This window comes from Halomonas sp. KG2, assembly GCA_030440445.1.
In the GTDB taxonomy this organism is placed as follows: Bacteria; Pseudomonadota; Gammaproteobacteria; order Pseudomonadales; family Halomonadaceae; genus Vreelandella.
Genome location: CP098528.1, coordinates 186,830 through 208,524, shown reverse-complemented (window position 1 = coordinate 208,524; position 21,695 = coordinate 186,830). Strand labels below are relative to the sequence as shown.

Sequence of the window (21,695 nt, the reverse complement as noted above, 5' to 3'; positions counted from 1 at the left end):
CCTCCTAGAATACGGTGCAGATGACTTCGCCACCGACGCCTGCTTGGCGCGCGGCACGATCGGTCATGACACCATTAGAGGTGGTGACAATCGCGATACCCAGACCATCGGCGACCTTAGGCAGGTTGTCTTTGCCCTTGTACTGGCGCAGAGACGGCTTGGAAACCCGTTGAATGTGCTCAATAACCGGCTTACCCTCAAAATACTTGAGAGTAACGGTCAGCTCGGGTTTAACGCCTTCAGCCACCGTAAAGTCGGTAATGTAGCCTTCTTCCTTTAACACGCGGGCCACTTCCACTTTCAGCTTGGAGGACGGCATGGTAGCCGTCTCCTTGGTGGCCATCTGCGCATTGCGGATACGGGTAAACATATCCGCTAGAGTGTCTTGCATGCTCATTTAATGTGCGCTCCTGATGATTCGACGTGACGTTACCAGCTGGACTTTTTCAGACCAGGGACGTCGCCACGCATGGCGGCTTCACGCAGCTTGTTACGGCCAAGGCCGAACTTGTTGTAAAAACCGTGCGGACGGCCAGTCACGCGGCAGCGGTTACGCTGACGCACCGGGCTTGAGTCGCGCGGCAGTTGCTGCAGCTTCAGCGTCGCCTCGAAACGTTCTTCTTCAGAAGCGTTCACGTCCAAGATGATTTTCTTGAGCTCTGCGCGCTTAGCCGCATACTTCTCGACTAGCTGAGTACGCTTGAGCTCGCGCTCTATCATACTTTTCTTAGCCATGATCCAACCCTTATTTCTTAAACGGGAAGTTCAGTGCCGCTAGTAGCGCACGACCTTCCTCGTCGGTGTTGGCGGTAGTAGTGATAGTGACGTCCAGCCCCCGGATGCGATCGATCTTATCATACTCGATCTCCGGGAAGATGATCTGCTCACGCACACCCATTGAGTAATTGCCGCGACCGTCAAAAGACTTCGGATTGAGACCACGGAAGTCACGCACGCGGGGAATCGCAATGTTCACCAAACGGTCCAGGAAGTCCCACATACGCGCTGAGCGCAGTGTTACTTTGACACCGATCGGCCAACCTTCGCGCACCTTGAAGCCCGCGATGGACTTGCGTGCCTTGGTCACCAACGGTTTTTGACCGGAGAGTTTCTCCAGGTCGCCGATGGCATTGTCGATCAACTTTTTATCGCTGACCGCTTCGCCGATACCCATGTTCAGAGTCACTTTTGTGATCCGGGGTACCTGCATTACGTTGGCGTAGCTGAACTGCTCTTTGAGCTGAGCCACGACCTCGTTTTGATAACGTTCTTTCAAGTTCGCCATTTTGCTACCCGACTCGCGTTAGGCGTCGATCTGCGTCTGCGTCGACTTGTAGATACGTACCTTGGTACCGTCTTCCTTAACTTGGAAGCCGACGCGATCCGCCTTACCGGTCTCCGAATTGAAGATGGCTACGTTGGACGCGTGAATCGGAGCCTCACGCTCGACGATACCGCCCTGATTTCCCGCCATGGGATTAGGCTTGGTGTGACGTTTAATCATATTCACACCGGACACCACGAAGCGGTTTTCTAGTACCCGCTTAACAGTGCCACGTTTGCCTTTATCCTTCCCGGCGATGACGATGACTTCATCGTCACGTTTGATCTTTTGCATATCCGCCTCGCTCCTTACAGCACTTCAGGCGCTAGGGAAATGATCTTCATGAACTTCTCATTACGAAGTTCACGAGTTACCGGCCCGAAGATACGCGTGCCGATCGGCTGTTCGTTGGTATTATTCAACAAAACCGCCGCATTTCCATCGAAACGGATCAGCGAACCGTCACTACGACGGACGCCACTACGGGTGCGAACGACTACCGCTTTCAGCACTTGGCCTTTTTTGACCTTACCGCGCGGAATCGCTTCCTTCACCGTTACCTTAATGACGTCACCAACGCGAGCGTAGCGACGGTGTGAACCGCCTAACACCTTGATGCATTGCACCCGGCGCGCTCCGCTGTTGTCGGCGACATCCAGCATTGTCTGAGTCTGAATCATCGGTTTTCTCCAAACCTAATCTGACTGCACTGATCGGCAGACTTTAGGTATTAACCCTTAGCCTGCTCAACCACCTCGACCAGCGTCCAAGCTTTCTTCTTGGAAAGCGGACGGCACTCCTGAATGGAAACCGTATCGCCTGCCTTAGCCTGGTTCGCCTCATCATGGGCGTGCAGCTTGGTGGAGCGCTTGACGTATTTTCCGTAGATCGGGTGACGCTCACGACGCTCGATCATAACGACGATGGATTTATCCATCTTATCGCTCACCACCTTGCCGGTGAGCGTACGTGTTTTTTTCTCTTCGGCCATCTTATTCACCTGCCTTCTCGTTGAGCATAGTCTTCACACGGGCGATATCCCGGCGGACCTGCTTGAGCAGATGAGTCTGGCTCAGTTGGCCAGTGGCCTTCTGCATGCGCAGGTTAAACTGCTCGCGGAGTAGCTCGAGGAGTTGCTCTTGCAGCTCTCCTACGGACTTTTCACGAATTTCCTGGGCTTTCATCACATCACCGTCCGTTTAGCAAAGGTGGTGGACAAGGGCATCTTCTGTGCGGCCAATTCAAATGCTTCACGGGCCAGCTCTTCGGATACACCTTCAATTTCGTACAGGACCCGACCCGGTTGGATCTGGGCTACCCAGTACTCAACGGAACCTTTACCTTTACCCATACGAACTTCGAGCGGCTTCTTGGAAATCGGCTTATCAGGGAAGACGCGGATCCAAATTTTACCGCCACGTTTAACGTGACGTGTGATCGCACGACGGCCTGCTTCGATCTGGCGCGCAGTGATGCGGCCACGACCCGTTGCTTTGAGACCGTACTCCCCGAAGCTGATTTTGCTTCCGCGATGCGCCAGGCCACGGTTGCGACCTTTCATCATCTTACGGAATTTCATACGCTTGGGCTGTAACATCGACTCGCTCTCCCCTTACCTGGAACCTTTCTTCTTGGGCGCGTTGCCGGCAGGCTGCTGTTGCTTAGCCTTGGCACGTACTTCCTCAATACCACCGAGGATTTCACCCTTGAAGATCCACACTTTGACGCCGATGACGCCGTAGGTGGTGTGAGCTTCGTAAGTGGCGTAGTCGATATCCGCACGCAACGTGTGCAACGGAACGCGACCTTCGCGGTACCATTCGGTACGTGCGATTTCGGCACCACCCAGACGACCTGACAGCTGAATCTTAATGCCGCCAGCGCCAAGACGCATTGCGTTCTGTACCGCGCGCTTCATAGCACGACGGAACATTACGCGACGCTCAAGCTGACCCGCTACGTTAGCAGCGACTAGCTTGGCATCCAGCTCCGGCTTGCGAACTTCTTCGATGTTCACATGAACCGGAACACCCATCATCTCGGTTAGATCGCGACGTAAACGGTCGACATCTTCACCTTTTTTGCCAATCACGATACCCGGACGGGCAGTGTGAATGGTGATGCGGGCATTGTTAGCCGGACGCTCGATGTGAATGCGGCTTACGGAAGCGTTCTTTAAACGCTGATCCAGGAAGCTGCGCACTTCGAGATCATTATTGAGCTTATCGGCATAAGCGCCGCGCTCGGCATACCAGACAGAAGCATGGTCTTTGACGATGCCCAGTCGAATGCCTGTTGGATTGACTTTCTGACCCATCTGGTCGACTCCTACTTCTCGGCTACCTTGACGGTGATGTGGCAGGTGCGCTTCAAGATACGATCCGCACGGCCTTTGGCGCGCGGCTTGATACGCTTGAGCGTCACGCCCTCATCGACACAGATGGTCGAGACACGCAGCTCGTCGATGTCCATGCCGTTATTTTCTTCCGCATTCGCGATGGCGGACTGAAGCACTTTCTTGACCAGTTTGGCAGCCTTCTTCGGTGAGAAGGTCAGCAGGTCAATAGCTTCGGCGACCGGTTTACCGCGCACCTGGTCAGCCACCAAACGGGCCTTCTGTGCGGATAAAGCAGCGCCACTCAGCTTAGCTGTGACTTCCATCTCTTAATCCTCTCTGGCTTACCGTTTGGCTTTCTTGTCCGCAGCATGCCCGCGATATGTGCGAGTAGCAGCGAATTCGCCAAGTTTATGACCCACCATTTCCTCGGAGACGTGCACCGGGACATGCTGGCGTCCGTTATGGACCGCAATAGTCAGACCTACCATGTTGGGTAGGATCATCGAACGACGCGACCAAGTCTTGATTGGTTTGCGATCGTTCTTCTCCACTGCAGCCTCTACCTTCTTCAAAAGATGAAGGTCAATGAAGGGACCTTTCTTTAGTGAACGTGGCACAGCCGTTACCTCTTAAGTTCTTGGCAATTTCGATTAACGCGTCTTGTTACGACGACGGATAATCAGCTTGTCGGTGCGCTTGTTCTTACGCGTCTTGTGACCCTTAGTCGGCACACCCCATGGGGATACCGGGTGACGACCACCACTGGTGCGGCCTTCACCACCACCGTGCGGGTGATCCACCGGGTTCATCGCGACACCGCGAACAGTCGGACGCACGCCTCTCCAGCGCTTCGCACCGGCCTTGCCAAGTTGACGCAGGCTGTGCTCGGAGTTGCTCACTTCGCCCAGAGTTGCGCGGCACTCAGCCAACACTTTGCGCATTTCGCCAGAGCGAAGACGTAAGGTGGCGTAGTTACCTTCACGAGCAACCAGCTGAGCGCTAGTACCGGCACTGCGAGCAATCTGCGCGCCTTTACCCGGCTTCAGTTCGATACCGTGAACGGTAGAACCAAGCGGAATATTGCGCAGCGGCAAAGCATTGCCTTTTTTGATGGGCGCGTTTACACCAGATTCCAGCACGTCACCCGCGCTGACACCTTTCGGTGCAATGATGTAACGACGCTCACCATCTGCATATTTCAGTAGTGCAATATGCGCACTACGGTTCGGATCGTGCTCAAGACGCTCAACGGTGGCTGGAATGCCATCTTTGGTGCGTTTGAAGTCGATCAACCGGTAGTGTTGACGGTGACCACCGCCCACGTGGCGGGTGGTGATGCGACCGTAGTTGTTACGGCCACCGGACTTGGACTGTTTCTCCAAAAGCGGTGCATAAGCACGACCTTTGTACAGCTCCTCACCAACGATCTTAACGACGTGGCGACGACCGGCGGATGTGGGTTTGGTCTTGACGATTGCCATTATCCGTACTCCTGCCCTTATTCGGCGCCAGAGAAGTCTTCGAGCGTTTCACCCGCAGCCAGGGTCACATACGCTTTGCGGTAACCCTTACGCAGGCCAACGCCGTGAGCAGTACGCTTAGTTTTCCCCTTCACGTTCAATACTTGAACGCTGCCGACCTTCTTGCCGAACAATGCTTCAACGGCTTTCTTGATCTCGGGTTTGGTAGCATCAGATGCCACCTTGAAAACGTACTGGTTGCGCTCGGCTGCCATCGCGGCCTTTTCGGTCACGTGCGGTCCAAGCAGAACCTTAAATACGCGCTCCTGGTTCATGCCAGCTTCTCCTCGAATTTACGCAGGGCGGAGACGGTGACCAGAACCTTATCAAAGGCTACTAGGCTCACCGGATCAGCTGCAGCGACATCCACCACGTCAACGTGGGGAAGGTTGCGTGCGGCCAGATAGAGCTTCTCGTCAATTTCTTCGGTGACGATCAACACTTTCTCAAGGTTGAGCTCTTTCAGCTTGGCAGCTACCTGCTTGGTCTTCGGCGCTTCAACGCTAAACTCTTCAACAGCGACAAGACGCTCTTGACGTACGAGTTCAGACAGGATGGAACGCATCGCCGCACGGTACATTTTGCGGTTTACTTTCTGGCTATGGTCCTGAGGACGCGCCGCGAAAGTTACGCCGCCGCTGCGCCATAGCGGAGAGCGGATAGTACCGGCACGTGCACGACCGGTACCCTTCTGACGCCACGGCTTCTTACCACCACCACGTACGTCGGAACGGTTCTTTTGAGCGCGGGTACCTTGACGGCCACCAGCCAAATAGGCGGTTACCACCTGGTGAACCAGCGCTTCGTTGAATTCTTTGCCAAAAGTGGCATCGGCTACTTCAACGGTACCCGTGCCTGCAGCAAGATTCAGATTCATTGGTAATTATCCCCTTCAGCGAGCTTTCACGGCGCTGCGAACGATAACATCGCTACCGGTCGCGCCCGGAACAGCACCTTTGATCAGCAGCAGGTTACGCTCGGCGTCGACACGGACGATCTCAAGGCTCTGCACGGTGCAACGGGCATTACCCATTTGACCGGCCATTTTCTTGCCTTTAAATACGCGACCCGGAGTCTGACACATGCCGATAGAACCCGGCGCGCGGTGCGACAGGGAGTTACCATGCGTGTTGTCTTGGGTACGGAAATTCCAGCGCTTAACAGCACCCTGGAAGCCTTTACCCTTAGAGGTGCCGGTCACATCAATCATTTGACCAGCTTCGAAGAGGGATACGGTGAGTTCGCCACCCACTTCCGGAGATTCTTCGCCTTCTGCAAGACGGAATTCCATCAGTGAACGACCAGCCTCAACACCCGCCTTGGCAAACTGACCAGCTTGCGCTTTGGTGAGGTGCTTGGCTTTACGAGAACCTGTGGTGACCTGAACCGCTGCGTAACCGTCAGACTCAAGAGTCTTAACGCGCGTTACACGGTTAGGATCAACTTCAATAACGGTCACGGGCACGGAAGCGCCATCTTCGGTAAAGACACGGGTCATCCCGGCCTTTTTACCGACTAAACCGATAGTCATACTCAGTCTCCTATAGTGTACGGGGCTATCACCCGCTATGGCTGCCCTTTCCAGAGCATTCCACTAGCACATTGTGTGGCGCCTCACGGCGCGGCGGCTGCTGCTCATTCTAAAAATTAATGAGCGCTGGGCCGCAAGTGTCTAGTGTAATTAGTCGAGCTTGATTTGCACGTCTACGCCAGCGGCGAGATCGAGCTTCATCAGCGCATCAACAGTTTTCTCGGTTGGCTCAACAATATCGAGCACACGCTTGTGCGTACGAATCTCATACTGGTCACGCGCATCTTTGTTGACGTGCGGTGAAATCAGAATGGTGTAACGCTCGCGGTTGGTCGGCAGCGGGATCGGACCACGAACCTGAGCACCAGTACGCTTAGCGGTTTCAACGATTTCCGCTGTGGACTGATCAATCAGGCGATGGTCGAACGCTTTCAACCGAATGCGAATCTTTTGGTTCTGCATTTGCCCTAAACTCCAATGGATGTCGACGGCGCGAGCCGTCTACCCACGCATTCAAAGGATGCGCATTATAGGCACGCCAAAAGCCCATGTCAAACATTTGCTATTGGTGCGCAGAAAAGGGGGCTCGCAAGAGCCCCCTTGATCAATCAATCAAGCAAGCTTACTTGACGATTTTTGCAACAACGCCAGCACCAACGGTACGACCGCCTTCGCGAATTGCGAAGCGCAGACCTTCGTCCATAGCGATTGGAGCAATCAGGGTAACAACCATCTTAACGTTGTCGCCCGGCATTACCATTTCAACACCTTCCGGCAGTTCACAAGTACCTGTTACGTCAGTGGTACGGAAGTAGAACTGGGGACGGTAGCCTTTGAAGAAAGGCGTGTGACGACCACCCTCTTCTTTGGACAGTACGTAAACTTCTGCTTCGAAGGTGGTGTGCGGGTTGATGGTGCCCGGCTTAGCCAGAACCTGGCCACGCTCGACGTCATCACGCTTAGTACCACGCAGCAGGGCGCCAACGTTCTCACCTGCACGACCTTCGTCGAGCAGCTTACGGAACATTTCAACACCGGTAACGATGGTTTTAGTGGTGTCGCGGATACCCACGATTTCCACTTCTTCGCCTGCCTTAACGATACCGCGCTCTACACGACCGGTAACAACAGTACCGCGGCCAGAGATAGAGAACACGTCTTCGATCGGCATCAGGAACGGCTGGTCGATAGCACGCTCCGGCTCAGGAATGTACTGATCCAAAGCTTTGATCAGATTCGCAACAGCAGTAGTACCCATGCCGTTCTCATCTTCACCGTTCAGAGCCATCAGCGCAGAACCAGTGATGATCGGCGTGTCGTCACCCGGGAAGTCGTACTCGTCGAGGAGTTCACGAACTTCCATCTCAACCAGCTCAAGCAGCTCTTCGTCATCGACCATGTCCGCTTTGTTCAGGAACACAACGATGAACGGAACGCCAACCTGACGAGACAGCAGGATGTGCTCACGCGTCTGCGGCATCGGGCCGTCAGCAGCAGAACATACCAGGATTGCGCCATCCATCTGCGCAGCACCGGTGATCATGTTCTTGACGTAGTCAGCGTGTCCTGGGCAGTCAACGTGCGCGTAGTGGCGCTCTTCAGACTGATACTCAACGTGAGACGTAGCGATGGTGATACCGCGCTCGCGCTCTTCAGGAGCGTTATCGATGGTATCAAACTCACGCCAGTCGCCGCCGAAAACCTCAGCAGACACACGGGTTAGGGCCGCTGTCAGGGTCGTTTTACCGTGGTCGACGTGACCGATGGTGCCGACGTTGACGTGCGGTTTGGAACGTTCAAATTTTTCCTTAGCCACTGCTATAACCTCTTTACGTTAGCTAACGGTTAACCGTTTTGATTGATGACGGCTTCAACGACGCTGGAGGGCGCCTCCTCGTACTTCGCGAACTCCATAGAGTAGCTCGCGCGGCCCTGGGTTTGTGAGCGCAGATCGGTTGCATAACCGAACATCTCACCCAGTGGCACCGTTGCACGAATGACTTTACCAGAAGAGGAGTCATCCATACCCTGCACCAGACCGCGACGACGGCTCAGGTCGCCCATGACGTCACCCATAAACTCTTCGGGGGTCACGATTTCGACCTTCATCACCGGCTCCAGCAGCACGGCCTTGGCCTTCCTGGCACCTTCTTTCACTGCCATAGAAGAAGCAATCTTGAACGCAGTCTCGTTAGAGTCCACGTCATGGAAGGAACCATCAAACAGCGTTACTTTAACGTCGATCATCGGGTAACCCGCGATGACACCGTTTTTGAGCTGTTCGTAGGCACCCTTCTCAACCGCAGGCACGTATTCCTTGGGAACCGCACCACCTACGATTTCAGAGTTGAACTTGAAGAACAGTTCGTCTTCGCCTTCACCCTTTTCTGCTGCAGTCAGCGGCTCAATGCGCAGCCAAACGTGACCATACTGACCACGACCACCCGACTGACGCACGAACTTGCCTTCTTGCTCAATGTTGCCGCGAATTGTTTCGCGATAAGCAACCTGAGGCTTACCGATATTGGCTTCAACCTTGAACTCGCGACGCATACGGTCAACAAGGATATCGAGGTGCAGCTCACCCATACCAGAAATAATGGTCTGGCCGGTTTCTTCGTCGGTTTTCACCTGGAAGGAAGGATCTTCCTGGGCAAGTTTACCCAGTGCAACACCCATCTTTTCCTGATCAGCCTTCGACTTCGGCTCAACGGCTACCGAGATAACCGGATCCGGGAACTCCATGCGCTCGAGAACAATTTTGTTATCGATATCGCACAGGGTGTCACCCGTGGTGACGTCTTTCAGACCGATACATGCCGCGATGTCGCCAGCAAGTACTTCCTTGATCTCTTCACGCGAATTGGCATGCATCTGAACGATACGACCAACACGCTCTTTCTTCTGCTTAACGGAGTTATAAACGCCGTCACCAGATTTCAGAACGCCCGAGTAGACGCGAATAAAGGTCAAAGTACCAACGAAGGGGTCGGTAGCGATCTTAAACGCTAACGCTGCAAACGGAGCACTATCATCAGCCTCACGAGTTGCCACGGTACCATCTTTGTCGTCCAACTCACCTTCGATCGCCTTAACTTCAGTCGGCGAAGGCATGTATTCGATAACGCCGTCAAGCACTGCCTGGACACCTTTGTTCTTAAATGCAGAACCACAGGTCACCAGAACAATGTCGTTGGCTAACGTACGCGCACGAAGACCAGCCTTGATCTCTTCAATCGACAGCTCACCGCCTTCCAAGTACTTATCCATCAGCTCTTCAGAGCCTTCGGCAGCGGCTTCAACCATTTGCTCGCGATACGTCTCGGCCGTTTCCTGCAGCTCAGCCGGAATATCAACAAGCTCATAATTCATACCCAGGCTTTCCTCATCCCACAGGATAGCCTTCATCTGAATCAGGTCGATAACGCCTTTAAAGTCTTCCTCTGTGCCCCAGTTAATCTGAATCGGCACAGTATTAGCACCTAAGCGCTCCTTCAACTGGTCAACAACCATGAAGAAATCAGCGCCAGTACGGTCCATCTTATTGACGAAGACCATACGCGGAACTTCGTACTTATCAGCCTGACGCCAGACCGTTTCGGTCTGCGGCTGAACGCCGGAGGAGCCGCACAGTACAACAACAGCACCATCAAGAACACGCAAAGAACGCTCGACCTCGATAGTGAAGTCAACGTGCCCCGGGGTGTCGATGATATTAATGCGGTGCTCATCAAACTGGTGACTCATACCTTTCCAGAAGGTAGTAACAGCAGCCGAGGTGATAGTAATACCACGCTCCTGCTCCTGCTCCATCCAGTCGGTAGTCGAGGCACCTTCATGCGTTTCACCCAACTTGTGGTTCAAGCCGGTATAGAAAAGCACGCGCTCAGTCGTCGTGGTTTTACCCGCGTCAACGTGAGCGACGATACCGATATTGCGATAACGATTAAGTGGAGTCTTGCGTGCCACGGTGAAGCTCCCGTTAGTTGGCGATGCTCGTTAATTCAGCAGTGTTCATTTTGCGTATTCCACTGCCGCCATCAACAAGGATAGCGACAGCGTGTTGCAGCATGGCGAAAGAACTCTTTAGCGCAGCACAACCAACAAAACCAAACACAAACTCAGAAACGCCGAGTTTAGAAACGATAGTGAGAGAAGGCCTTGTTGGCTTCTGCCATACGGTGCACATCTTCACGCTTCTTAACAGCCGAGCCTTTGCCTTCAGCGGCATCCAGCATTTCACCTGCCAGGCGCTGAACCATCGTTTTTTCACCGCGGCGACGCGCAGCGTCCACCAACCAGCGCATTGCTAGGGCTTGGCGACGCGAAGGGCGAACTTCGACCGGCACCTGATAGGTCGCACCACCAACACGGCGCGACTTTACTTCGACCATCGGCTGGATGGTTTCCAGCGCTTTGTCGAAGATTTCCAGCGGCTCTTCATTACTACGCTCGGCAACCTTGTCCAACGCACCGTAAACGATGCGCTCAGCTATGGACTTCTTGCCGCTGACCATCAGGTGGTTCATGAACTTCGCCAGACGCTCACTTCCGAACTTAGGATCCGGCAGGATTTCGCGTTTAGCTACAACTCTTCTTCTAGGCATGATAAGCCCTCAATTAAGGATCCTTCAGGTAAACCCGGGACCAATTGCGCTAATAGCGCCGCCCGACCTTACTCTTATCAGACCGTCATATTCGTATTAAGGTAACAACGCAAGCGCCTTAAGACGCTGCAACAAGACGCCTTAGGACTTCGGACGCTTGGTACCGTACTTAGAACGACCCTGCTTACGGTTCTGTACGCCAGAGGTGTCAAGGGCGCCACGAACGGTGTGATAACGCACACCTGGCAAATCCTTTACACGACCGCCGCGAATCAGAACAACAGAGTGCTCTTGCAGGTTGTGACCTTCACCACCGATGTAAGAAGAGACTTCGAAACCGTTGGTAAGGCGCACACGGCAAACCTTACGCAGGGCCGAGTTCGGCTTCTTAGGGGTAGTAGTATAAACGCGCGTACAAACGCCACGTTTCTGCGGGCATGCCTGTAGCGCAGGTACGTCACTCTTAGTGACGGGGCGCTTACGCGGCTTGCGCACTAGCTGATTAATCGTTGCCATGGTGTTTAGCTGACTCCAATGGTTGCCTGGCCTTTCAACAAATACTAGCAGCAGGTGCGGGCGCACCCACCCCACTGTTAAAGGCTGCGCATTCTAAAGGCTGACCCTAGGTGGCGTCAAGTCTTGCTGGCGGTTTAACCAGCAAGACGGTGCCATAAGGGCCAGCGACTCGTTGTTACTCGTTTTCCTTACCGTCGATTACAGCTCGTCGTCTGAATCAAGGGCGGTTAACTGAGCACCAAGCTCCTGCTCAACTTCGGTAGCCGAGGGGTTGAACAGACGCTCAACGTCTTCGCGTTTGCGACGACGCTCTGCGTGGTGAGTCAGACCGGTACCTGCCGGAATCAGACGCCCAACCACCACGTTTTCTTTCAGGCCGCGTAAATAATCGCGCTTGCCGGTCACCGCTGCTTCGGTCAATACACGTGTCGTTTCCTGGAACGACGCCGCTGAAATGAACGACTCAGTGGCCAAGCTGGCCTTAGTAATACCCAACAGCAAGCGTTGATACTTGGCCGGGAACTTACCTTCTTTCTCGAGACGTGCATTTTGTTCTAGCACGCGTACGAGTTCAGCTTGATCGCCAGTAATAAAGTCAGAGTCACCTGAATCAGAGATCTCTACCTTACGCAGCATCTGACGAACAATGACTTCGATATGCTTATCGTTGATGCCTACACCCTGGAGGCGATAAACATCTTGCACTTCGGCGGTGATGTACTTGGCCAGTTCCGCCACGCCCAATAAGCGCAGGATATCGTGGGGGTTGCTCGGACCATCCGAGATTACTTCACCCTTCTCAACGCTTTCACCCTCGAAGACAGCGATTTGACGCCATTTCGGGATCAATGCTTCAAACGGGTCGCCAGACTCTGGAGTAATCGTCAAACGACGCTTACCCTTGGTCTCTTTACCGAAACTGACCACACCACTGATCTCAGCCAGGATTGACGACTCTTTCGGCTTACGCGCCTCAAACAAGTCGGCAACACGCGGCAGACCACCGGTAATATCTTTGTTACCAGACGCCTCTACCGGAATACGTGCAACAACCTCACCCACACCAATGGTAGCGCCATCATCGACGGAGATAATCGAGTTACCCGGCAGCAGATACTGTACCGGCGTGTTCGATCCAGACACCGATACGTACTCGCCAGCAGCATCTTTCAGCATCACCATCGGACGCTTATCACGGCCTGCCATCGGGCGGGCTGCCGACTCGATAACCTCAATAGACGACAGACCAGTCATTTCGTCGACGCTACGGTGCATGGTGACACCTTCGTCAAGGTCGATAAACTGCGCCTTACCTTCTACTTCGGCAATGATCGGGTGAGTGTGCGGATCCCACTTCGCGACAATCGCACCGCCATCAACGACATCACCGTCACGAACAGACAGCTCTGCGCCGTAAGGCAGCTTGTAGTACTCACGCTCGCGGCCATGGTCATCAGCAACAGCAAGTGCGCTGGAGCGAGAGACAACGACCAGCTTGCCGTCGGCCCGCTCTACATGCTTGATGTTGTGGAGACGTACTTTACCGCCATGCTTGACCTGAACGCTGTCTACTGCCGATGAACGCGACGCCGCACCACCGATGTGGAACGTACGCATGGTCAGCTGGGTACCCGGCTCACCGATGGACTGTGCGGCGATAACACCGACAGACTCACCAATGTTGACCTGATGGCCACGCGCCAAGTCGCGGCCATAACAGGAGGCACACACGCCGTGGGCAGTGTCACAAGTAATGGTAGAACGAACAATGATCTCGTCTACGCCCATGGTGTCTAGCGATGCACACCACTTTTCGTCCAGCAATGTGCCGCGCGGAATAAGCACTTCATCATTACTTGGATCAATAACATCAATCGCAACGACACGACCAAGTACACGCTGAGACAGCGGTACAATGATGTCGCCACCTTCGATGATCGGGTGCAGGGTCAAGCCGTTTTCGGTGCCACAGTCGGTCTCAGTGATGACCAAGTCCTGGGCAACGTCAACCAGACGACGGGTCAGGTAACCGGAGTTAGCAGTTTTCAGAGCCGTATCCGCAAGACCTTTACGTGCACCGTGGGTCGAGATGAAGTACTGGAGTACGTTCAGACCTTCACGGAAGTTGGCGACGATCGGCGTTTCGATGATCGAGCCATCCGGCTTAGCCATCAAGCCACGCATACCCGCCAACTGACGGATCTGGGCGGCAGAACCACGCGCACCGGAGTCAGCCATGATAAAGACGCTGTTGAACGAGTCTTGCTCAACTTCGTTGCCTTCACGGTCGATGACGGTCTCTTTAGAGATACCTACCATCATCGCCTTGGCAACTTTATCGTTGGCCTTCGACCAGATATCGATGACCTTGTTGTACTTCTCACCGGCGGTTACCAGGCCAGAAGAGAACTGATCTTCGATCTCTTTAACTTCCGCTTCTGCAGCGTCGACAATCTCAGTTTTCGCATCAGGAATAACGAAGTCGTTAACACCGATAGAGGCGCCCGACCAGGTTGCCAAACGGAAACCGGTGTACATCAGTTGGTCAGCGAAGATAACCGTCGGTTTCAAGCCCGCACGACGGTATACCTCGTTGATGAGGCTAGAGATCGCCTTTTTCTTCATTGGCTGATCGATTAGCGAGAACGGCACACCTTCCGGCAGAATGCGGAACAGTAGCGCACGGCCAACCGTCGTATCGTAGATGCGGCGATGGAAACTACGCTCGCCGGTCTCTTCTTCGACATCGACTTCGTCCAGACGCACTTTCACGCGAGCGTGCAGCGATACTGACTGAGTACCAAAGGCGCGCTCTACCTCATTAAGGTCAGAGAACACCATGCCTTCGCCTTTGGCGTTGATCTTTTCGCGGGTCATGTAATACAGACCCAGAACAACGTCTTGCGACGGCACGATAATCGGCTCGCCGTTGGCAGGCGACAGCACGTTATTGGTGGCCATCATCAGCGCACGCGCTTCAAGCTGGGCTTCCAGGGTCAGCGGTACGTGTACCGCCATCTGGTCACCGTCAAAGTCGGCGTTGTAGGCGGCACATACCAGCGGGTGCAGCTGGATCGCTTTACCTTCGATCAACAGCGGCTCAAACGCTTGGATACCAAGACGGTGGAGCGTCGGTGCGCGGTTAAGCAGTACCGGGTGCTCACGGATAACATCGGCAAGGATGTCCCACACCTCGGGCAGTTCGCGTTCAACCATCTTCTTGGCAGCTTTGATCGTTGAGGCATAGCCCAGCGACTGCAGCTTGGAGTAGATAAACGGCTTGAACAGCTCAAGCGCCATTTTCTTGGGCAGACCACACTGGTGCAGACGCAGCGTCGGACCAACAGTGATTACCGAACGGCCGGAGTAATCGACGCGCTTACCTAGCAAGTTCTGACGGAAACGACCCTGCTTACCTTTGATCATATCGGCAAGGGATTTCAGCGGACGCTTGTTAGAACCCGTAATGGCACGACCACGACGGCCGTTATCCAACAACGCATCAACCGCTTCTTGCAGCATACGCTTCTCGTTACGCACGATAATATCCGGCGCATTGAGGTCAAGCAGACGCTTCAGACGGTTGTTACGGTTAATGACGCGACGATAAAGGTCGTTCAGGTCTGAGGTCGCGAAGCGGCCGCCGTCCAGCGGTACCAACGGACGAAGATCCGGCGGCAGCACGGGCAGCACTTCCATGACCATCCACGCCGGCGCGTTGCCGGAGTGATAGAACGCTTCAAGCAGCTTCAAGCGCTTTGAAAGCTTCTTAATCTTAGTTTCAGAGTTAGTCTGCGGAATCTCTTCACGCAGGTGATTAATCTCTTCTTCCAGATCAATATCTTTCAGCAGTTCTTGGACAGCTTCGGCACCCATACGGGCGTCGAAGTCATCACCGAACTCTTCTAGCGCTTCAAAGTACTGCTCATCGTTGAGTAACTGACCACGCTCCAGCGTGGTCATACCGGGATCGATGACGACAAAGCTTTCGAAGTACAGCACGCGCTCGATATCACGCAGGGTCATATCGAGGAACATGCCGATACGCGACGGCAGTGACTTCAAGAACCAAATGTGAGCCACTGGCGATGCCAGTTCGATGTGGCCCATGCGCTCACGGCGCACGGCAGCCTTGGTGACTTCAACGCCACACTTCTCACAAATGATACCGCGGTGCTTCATGCGCTTATACTTACCGCACAAACACTCGTAGTCTTTGACTGGGCCGAAAATCTTGGCGCAGAACAGACCATCCCGTTCCGGTTTAAAGGTACGGTAGTTGATGGTCTCGGGCTTCTTCACCTCGCCAAACGACCAGGAGCGAATCATGTCCGGCGACGCCAGGGTAATCTTGATCGCGTCAAACTCTTCGGACTGAGATTGCGATTTGAGTACTTTCACCAAATCTTTCATGGGACGGCTCCTAGCTCTCTAACTCGATATCGATGCCCAGCGAGCGGATTTCCTTCACGAGTACGTTGAAGGATTCCGGCATGCCTGCCTGCATGGTGTGGTCGCCATCCACGATGTTTTTATACATCTTGGTGCGGCCTTCGACGTCGTCCGACTTGACGGTGAGCATCTCTTGCAGCGTATACGCGGCACCGTAAGCTTCCAGCGCCCATACTTCCATCTCACCAAAGCGCTGACCACCGAACTGCGCCTTACCACCCAGCGGCTGCTGAGTCACTAGCGAGTAAGAACCGGTAGAGCGCGCGTGCATCTTGTCGTCTACCAAGTGGTTCAGCTTGAGCATATACATGTAGCCAACGGTCACCGAGCGGTCAAACGCATCGCCAGTACGGCCATCGTACAGCGTCATCTGGCCAGACTCAGGAATGTCAGCAAGCTTCAGCAGGTGTTTGATCTCGTGCTCTTTAGCACCATCGAACACCGGCGTTGCCATAGGCACACCGCCTTTGAGGTTTTTCGCTAGCGCAATGATTTCTTCATCGCTTAACGAATCGATATCCTCAACACGGGTTCCCGGCGTGTTATATATCTGGCCCAGGAAGTCGCGAATTTCAGCAACTTGCTGACCACGGGCATCACGTAACATCGCGTCAATCTTGACACCCAAACCACGGGCAGCCATACCCAAGTGTGTTTCCAGGATCTGACCAACGTTCATCCGCGACGGTACACCCAGCGGGTTCAACACCACATCAACCGGCTCGCCCTTCTCATCGAACGGCATATCTTCGATGGGCATGATCGCCGAGATAACACCTTTGTTACCGTGGCGGCCTGCCATCTTGTCGCCAGGCTGAATGCGACGCTTAACCGCCATGTAAACCTTGACGATTTTAAGCACGCCCGGTGCGAGATCATCGCCCTGGGTCAGCTTGCGCTTCTTATCTTCAAAGCGCTCGTCCATCTCTTTACGACGGTTTTCGAGCTGCTCATCGGCCTGGGCCAACAGTTCGTTGTAAGCCTCATCCTGCATGCGCAGCTTGAACCACTGCTGACGCGGTAGCTCGTCGAGGTAAGCCTCATCAAGCACATCGCCTTTCTTCAGGTTCGGGCCGCCATTAACAGCCTGGCCTTCCAACGTGCGCTGCAGACGCTCAAAGGTAGCGTCTTCAGCAATACGATAGGTTTCCTGAAGATCTTTACGCACTTCGTCCAGCTGCATCTGTTCGATAGCCAGTGCACGAGAGTCTTTTTCAACGCCGTCACGGGTAAATACCTGGACGTCGATGACAGTACCCTTCATGCCGGTCGGCGCACGCAGCGAAGTATCTTTAACGTCAGATGCTTTCTCACCGAAGATAGCGCGTAGCAGCTTCTCTTCCGGCGTCAGCTGGGTTTCACCTTTCGGTGTTACCTTACCGACCAGAATATCGCCGGGGCCAACTTCAGCACCAATGTAAACAACACCAGCTTCGTCCAATTTACCCAGCGCGGACTCACCCACGTTGGGAATATCGGCAGTGATCTCTTCCGGCCCTAACTTGGTATCGCGAGATACACAGGTCAGCTCCTGAATATGAATCGTGGTAAAGCGGTCTTCTTGAACCACCCGCTCAGACAGCAGGATAGAGTCCTCGAAGTTGTAACCATTCCAGGGCATGAACGCGATGCGCATGTTCTGGCCGAGCGCCAAATCACCCATATCAACAGACGGGCCGTCGGCAAGGATGTCGCCACGAGCCACACTGTCGCCAGGCCGCACAATGGGGCGCTGGTTCATACAGGTGTTCTGGTTTGAACGGGTGTACTTGGTCAGGTTGTAGATATCAACACCGGCTTCACCGCCGATAATCTCATCTTCATGTACCCGTACCACGACACGACGTGCGTCAACGGAGTCGATCACACCACCACGACGCGCCACGGCACAAACACCGGAGTCACGCGCAACGAAACGCTCCATACCAGTACCTACTAGCGGCTTGTCAGCGCGCAAGGTGGGTACCGCCTGACGCTGCATGTTCGCACCCATCAAGGCGCGGTTAGCATCATCGTGCTCCAGGAACGGAATCAGTGCGGCCGCGACCGAAACAACCTGGCGCGGAGACACGTCCATCAAGGTGACCTGCTCAGGACGCATAAACGTGGTTTCACCACGATGACGCACCTGAACCAAGTCATCACTCAGCCTGTTGGACTCATCCACAGCGGCAGACGCCTGGGCAATAACGAAATCACCCTCTTCGATCGCCGACAGGTGAACGATATCGTCCGTCACTTGACAGGAGTTGACCTTGCGGTACGGCGTTTCGAGGAAGCCGTAGCTGTTGGTGTGACTGTACGTCGCCAACGAGTTGATCAGACCGATGTTCGGGCCTTCCGGCGTTTCGATCGGACACAAGCGACCGTAGTGCGTAGCGTGTACGTCGCGCACTTCGAAACCGGCGCGCTCACGGGTCAAACCACCTGGGCCGAGTGCAGACACACGACGCTTGTGAGTAACCTCAGAAAGCGGGTTGTTCTGATCCATAAACTGGGACAGCTGGCTAGAACCGAAGAACTCTTTCACCGCTGCCGCTACCGGCTTAGCGTTGATCAGATCTTGCGGCATCAGGCCTTCGCTTTCCGCCATGGAAAGACGCTCTTTCACTGCACGCTCTACGCGAACCAAGCCAACGCGGAACTGGTTTTCAGCCATTTCGCCAACACAGCGAATACGGCGGTTACCCAGGTGATCGATATCGTCAACGTCGCCAAAGCCGTTACGGATATTGATCAGCTCGCGCAGAACATCAAGGATGTCTTTGCGATCCAGTACACCAGAGCCCGTGTCGGTATCACGACGCAGGCGGCGGTTGAACTTCATACGACCGACGCCTGACAGATCGTAGCGATCTTCGCTGAAGAACAAGTTATTAAACAGCGTCTCAGCAGCTTCTTTGGTGGGCGGCTCACCAGGGCGCATCATGCGATAAATTTCGACCAACGCTTCAAGCGCAGAGCCGGTGGCATCCAGCTTAAGCGTATCGGAAATAAACGAACCACAGTCGAGGTCGTTGGTGTAGAGCGTTTCGATGTGGGTGATGCCACCCTGCGCCATACGCTCAAGTACTTCTGGCGTAATTTCGGTATTACACGGACAGATCAGCTCGCCAGTTTTAGTATCGATCTGATCTTTGGCCAACGTTTTACCAAACAGGTACTCCATCGGTATTTCCAGACGCTCCAGGCCGGCTTTTTCAAGCTGACGGATGTGCTTCTGGGTAATACGACGCCCTTCTTCAACAATGACATTACCTTCGCCATCTTTAATGTCGAAAGTCGCTGTTTCACCGCGCAGGCGTGACGGTACCAGCTCTACGAAGAAGCCAGTTTTTTCAATGCTAAACTTGCTGGTCTCGAAAAACTCTTCAAGGATCTCTTCGGTGCTCATTCCCAGGGCACGCATCAACACCGACGCTGGCAGTTTCCGGCGACGGTCAATACGTACGAAGACGTTGTCTTTAGGATCGAACTCGAAGTCCAGCCAGGAACCACGATAAGGAATCACTCGGGCAGAATAGAGCAGTTTACCAGAGGAGTGACTCTTGCCTTTATCGTGATCGAAGAACACACCGGGCGAACGGTGGAGCTGAGAAACGATAACCCGCTCAGTACCATTGATGACAAAGGTACCATTCTCGGTCATCAGGGGGATTTCCCCCATGTAGACTTCCTGCTCTTTAATATCCTTGATTGCCTTGTTCGAGGAGTCGCGATCATAGATGATCAAGCGAACCTTGACACGCAGCGGGGCGGAATAGGTCACGCCACGCAGCTGACACTCCTTTACATCGAACGCCGGCGTGCCGAAACGGTAGCTGACATACTCCAGCGCCGCATTCCCAGAGAAGCTTTCAATCGGAAACACGGACTTAAACGCCGCGTGCAGACCAATCTCGTGGCGCTCGTCGGGCGAACGATCCTGCTGGAGAAAGTCGTAGTAGGAATCAAGCTGGATGGCCAGCAAGTAAGGCACATCCATCACTTGGGGCAGTTTGCCGAAATCCTTGCGGATGCGTTTTTTCTCAGTATATGAGTAAGCCATCTGTATTCCCCAGCTTGTTCACCATGGGTGACCGATGCGTGGTCATCTGCCCCGCGGGCGTTTCAGACGCAGACAGCAAGCTCCTAAATCGGTAGCTCGCCGTCAAAAATCTTGATAGATAACAGTGTTACAGTAGTGCTGCTAGCGCTTCGTTATCACTCGCGCTTCACAACTTACGCTTCACAACTTACGCTTCACAACAACGGTCTTACTGTTTTGCTGCTTCTTACCGCAGCCTTCCTGCTGTAATGCTGCCGAGCAACATGATACAACAGAAAAAGGCCGGCAGCGGGATAAGCCCGCCGCCAGCCGTGGAAGCTTACGCAGCGCGTAAAGCCGTCAGCACAAGAATTACTTGAGCTCGACGCTTGCGCCCGCTTCTTCCAGCTTGGTTTTAGCTGCTTCAGCGTCTTCTTTAGACATTGCTTCTTTGATGGTAGCCGGCGCGCCATCAACTGCACCTTTGGCTTCTTTCAGGCCAAGACCAGTGATTTCACGAACTGCTTTGATGACGTTAACTTTCTTGTCACCAGCAGAGGTCAGTACCAGATCAAATTCAGTCTGTTCTTCAGCAGCTGCTTCGCCGCCGCCAGCCGGACCAGCCATTACGGCTGCTGCAGCAGAAACGCCGAATTTCTCTTCCATTGCTTCGATCAGCTCGACAACTTCCATTACGGACATGTCGGCTACAGCATTGATGATATCGTCTTTGGTCAGTGCCATTGTCTCATTCCTAACTTTGCGGGAGCCTCGGTCTACCGAGTGCTCAGGGTTCATTGCATGGTTCAAGCAGCGCCCTGCTTATGCAGCGCAGACTGCTTGCAAAAAGGCCTGCTTATGCAGCTTCTTCTTGCTTCTGGTCGCGCAGAGCGGCCAGAGTACGAACCAGCTTGCCAGCGGAGGCTTCTTTCATTACCGACATCAACTTGGCAATTGCTTCGTCGTAAGTCGGTAGGGTTGCCAGACGATCGATGTCAGCAGCCGGAATCAGCTCACCTTCGTAGGCCAGCGCCTTCACTTCGAAGTTCTGATCTTGCTTCGCGAACTCTTTGAACAAACGAGCGGCAGCGCCCGGGTGCTCAGTAGAGAAAGCCAGCAGAGTAGGACCAACAAAGCTCTCGTTCAGGCACTCCCACTGAGTACCTTCGAGGGCGCGGCGTGCCAGAGTGTTGCGAACAACACGCAGCTGGACGCCATTCTCACGCGCTTGCTTACGCAGGTCGGTCATTTTACCGACTGTAACGCCGCGAGAATCGGCAACTACGACGGAGAGTGCGCCCTTGGCCGCTTCACTGACCTCGGCAACAATCGCTTTCTTGCCTTCAAGTGCTAGTGGCACAGTGATCACTCCTTCGTGCC

Annotated in this window: 24 protein-coding genes; all 24 read right to left on the bottom strand. The window is 54.1% G+C overall.

Features of this window, described 5'->3' with window-relative positions; genetic code table 11:
* Positions 1 to 4: 4 nt before the first annotated feature.
* The 24 genes from rpsH to rplJ all read right to left on the bottom strand — a co-directional run bounded on the left by rpsH (position 5) and on the right by rplJ (position 21,675).
* A complete protein-coding gene (gene rpsH, locus NDQ72_00970; protein WKD28547.1) occupies positions 5 to 397 on the bottom strand; it encodes a 30S ribosomal protein S8 in 393 nt (130 codons plus the stop codon).
* Between the two features lie 32 nt (positions 398 to 429).
* Entirely contained in the window at positions 430 to 735 is a 306-nt protein-coding gene (gene rpsN, locus NDQ72_00965; protein ID WKD28546.1) for a 30S ribosomal protein S14, read from the bottom strand.
* Positions 736 to 745: 10 nt separating this feature from the next.
* Entirely contained in the window at positions 746 to 1,285 is a 540-nt protein-coding gene (rplE, locus tag NDQ72_00960) for a 50S ribosomal protein L5 (protein ID WKD28545.1), read from the bottom strand.
* 18 nt (positions 1,286 to 1,303) lie between these two features.
* A complete protein-coding gene (gene rplX / locus NDQ72_00955) occupies positions 1,304 to 1,618 on the bottom strand; it encodes a 50S ribosomal protein L24 (protein ID WKD28544.1) in 315 nt (104 codons plus the stop codon).
* A gap of 14 nt (positions 1,619 to 1,632) precedes the next feature.
* A complete protein-coding gene (gene rplN, locus NDQ72_00950; GenBank protein WKD28543.1) occupies positions 1,633 to 2,004 on the bottom strand; it encodes a 50S ribosomal protein L14 in 372 nt (123 codons plus the stop codon).
* Positions 2,005 to 2,054: 50 nt separating this feature from the next.
* Positions 2,055 to 2,315 (bottom strand): 30S ribosomal protein S17, encoded by a 261-nt coding sequence (gene rpsQ, locus NDQ72_00945; protein ID WKD30324.1) that lies wholly within the window; start codon positions 2,313 to 2,315, stop codon positions 2,055 to 2,057.
* Between the two features lies 1 nt (position 2,316).
* The gene (gene rpmC / locus NDQ72_00940; protein WKD28542.1) at positions 2,317 to 2,508 is read right to left on the bottom strand and encodes a 50S ribosomal protein L29; all 192 of its coding nucleotides are present in this window, start codon (positions 2,506 to 2,508) and stop codon (positions 2,317 to 2,319) included.
* A complete protein-coding gene (gene rplP / locus NDQ72_00935) occupies positions 2,508 to 2,921 on the bottom strand; it encodes a 50S ribosomal protein L16 (protein ID WKD28541.1) in 414 nt (137 codons plus the stop codon). Before rplP ends, rpmC begins: the two co-directional genes overlap by 1 nt.
* A 15-nt stretch (positions 2,922 to 2,936) precedes the next feature.
* A complete protein-coding gene (gene rpsC, locus NDQ72_00930) occupies positions 2,937 to 3,641 on the bottom strand; it encodes a 30S ribosomal protein S3 (protein ID WKD28540.1) in 705 nt (234 codons plus the stop codon).
* Between the two features lie 11 nt (positions 3,642 to 3,652).
* On the bottom strand, positions 3,653 to 3,985 hold the full coding sequence (gene rplV / locus NDQ72_00925; GenBank protein ID WKD28539.1) for a 50S ribosomal protein L22: 333 nt from the start codon (positions 3,983 to 3,985) through the stop codon (positions 3,653 to 3,655).
* 18 nt (positions 3,986 to 4,003) lie between these two features.
* Positions 4,004 to 4,279 carry a 30S ribosomal protein S19 gene (gene rpsS / locus NDQ72_00920; GenBank protein WKD28538.1) on the bottom strand — a complete coding sequence of 92 codons (276 nt, stop codon included), beginning with the start codon at positions 4,277 to 4,279 and terminating at the stop codon, positions 4,004 to 4,006.
* 33 nt (positions 4,280 to 4,312) lie between these two features.
* The gene (rplB, locus tag NDQ72_00915; GenBank protein WKD28537.1) at positions 4,313 to 5,143 is read right to left on the bottom strand and encodes a 50S ribosomal protein L2; all 831 of its coding nucleotides are present in this window, start codon (positions 5,141 to 5,143) and stop codon (positions 4,313 to 4,315) included.
* 17 nt (positions 5,144 to 5,160) lie between these two features.
* Positions 5,161 to 5,457, bottom strand: coding sequence for a 50S ribosomal protein L23 (rplW, locus tag NDQ72_00910; GenBank protein WKD28536.1), 297 nt, complete (start codon positions 5,455 to 5,457; stop codon positions 5,161 to 5,163).
* Positions 5,454 to 6,059: a 50S ribosomal protein L4 gene (gene rplD, locus NDQ72_00905; GenBank protein ID WKD28535.1), complete on the bottom strand. Its 606-nt coding sequence runs from the start codon at positions 6,057 to 6,059 to the stop codon at positions 5,454 to 5,456. The genes rplW and rplD overlap by 4 nt, the downstream gene beginning before the upstream one ends.
* Before the next feature lie 15 nt (positions 6,060 to 6,074).
* Positions 6,075 to 6,713 carry a 50S ribosomal protein L3 gene (gene rplC, locus NDQ72_00900; GenBank protein ID WKD28534.1) on the bottom strand — a complete coding sequence of 213 codons (639 nt, stop codon included), beginning with the start codon at positions 6,711 to 6,713 and terminating at the stop codon, positions 6,075 to 6,077.
* 150 nt (positions 6,714 to 6,863) lie between these two features.
* Positions 6,864 to 7,175, bottom strand: coding sequence for a 30S ribosomal protein S10 (gene rpsJ, locus NDQ72_00895; GenBank protein WKD28533.1), 312 nt, complete (start codon positions 7,173 to 7,175; stop codon positions 6,864 to 6,866).
* Positions 7,176 to 7,335: 160 nt separating this feature from the next.
* On the bottom strand, positions 7,336 to 8,529 hold the full coding sequence (gene tuf, locus NDQ72_00890; protein WKD28532.1) for an elongation factor Tu: 1,194 nt from the start codon (positions 8,527 to 8,529) through the stop codon (positions 7,336 to 7,338).
* Positions 8,530 to 8,558: 29 nt separating this feature from the next.
* Complete coding sequence (gene fusA / locus NDQ72_00885; GenBank protein WKD28531.1) at positions 8,559 to 10,682, bottom strand: elongation factor G; 2,124 nt, start codon at positions 10,680 to 10,682, stop codon at positions 8,559 to 8,561.
* Between the two features lie 167 nt (positions 10,683 to 10,849).
* A complete protein-coding gene (rpsG, locus tag NDQ72_00880) occupies positions 10,850 to 11,320 on the bottom strand; it encodes a 30S ribosomal protein S7 (GenBank protein WKD28530.1) in 471 nt (156 codons plus the stop codon).
* 141 nt (positions 11,321 to 11,461) lie between these two features.
* On the bottom strand, positions 11,462 to 11,836 hold the full coding sequence (gene rpsL, locus NDQ72_00875; protein WKD28529.1) for a 30S ribosomal protein S12: 375 nt from the start codon (positions 11,834 to 11,836) through the stop codon (positions 11,462 to 11,464).
* 198 nt (positions 11,837 to 12,034) lie between these two features.
* Positions 12,035 to 16,249, bottom strand: coding sequence for a DNA-directed RNA polymerase subunit beta' (gene rpoC, locus NDQ72_00870; protein WKD28528.1), 4,215 nt, complete (start codon positions 16,247 to 16,249; stop codon positions 12,035 to 12,037).
* A 10-nt stretch (positions 16,250 to 16,259) separates the two neighbouring features.
* On the bottom strand, positions 16,260 to 20,336 hold the full coding sequence (gene rpoB / locus NDQ72_00865) for a DNA-directed RNA polymerase subunit beta (protein WKD28527.1): 4,077 nt from the start codon (positions 20,334 to 20,336) through the stop codon (positions 16,260 to 16,262).
* 351 nt (positions 20,337 to 20,687) lie between these two features.
* On the bottom strand, positions 20,688 to 21,059 hold the full coding sequence (rplL, locus tag NDQ72_00860; GenBank protein ID WKD28526.1) for a 50S ribosomal protein L7/L12: 372 nt from the start codon (positions 21,057 to 21,059) through the stop codon (positions 20,688 to 20,690).
* A gap of 112 nt (positions 21,060 to 21,171) precedes the next feature.
* The gene (rplJ, locus tag NDQ72_00855) at positions 21,172 to 21,675 is read right to left on the bottom strand and encodes a 50S ribosomal protein L10 (GenBank protein WKD28525.1); all 504 of its coding nucleotides are present in this window, start codon (positions 21,673 to 21,675) and stop codon (positions 21,172 to 21,174) included.
* Positions 21,676 to 21,695 lie beyond the last annotated feature (20 nt).